Origin of the sequence: Streptococcus sp. HMSC066E07 (genome assembly GCF_001814695.1) — a bacterium.
GTDB lineage: Bacteria > Bacillota > Bacilli > Lactobacillales > Streptococcaceae > Streptococcus > Streptococcus hominis.
On record NZ_KV817454.1, the window covers coordinates 2,135 to 2,410 of the forward strand.

1 protein-coding gene is annotated in these 276 nt (G+C 38.0%); it reads left to right on the forward strand.

The window, feature by feature from the left end; all coding sequences use genetic code 11:
• Positions 1 to 276, forward strand: a 276-nt coding sequence (locus HMPREF2984_RS09965) for an SspB-related isopeptide-forming adhesin (protein ID WP_180363941.1), incomplete at both ends; no start/stop codon positions are given.

Genomic DNA, 276 nt, shown 5'->3' on the forward strand with positions numbered 1-276 from the left:
AAGCTCCACAAAAGGTTCAAGATTACATCAAGGCAAAAGGATTGCAAATCGATGGTGAATTTGCCGTAACCACAGCAGATGATCCAGTTGCTTACACAAACAACTATGTTTTGAAGGGTATCAATCTGAAACTTGTCTTCCCAACAACTGTTAAGAAAGATATTAAGGAAGCTAGCAAGTATGATAACCGTGCTTATCAAATCGACTTCACTGGTATCCATGAAACAAATCTGGTAACGAATAACATTCCGAAGATCAATCCGAAGAAAGATGTTG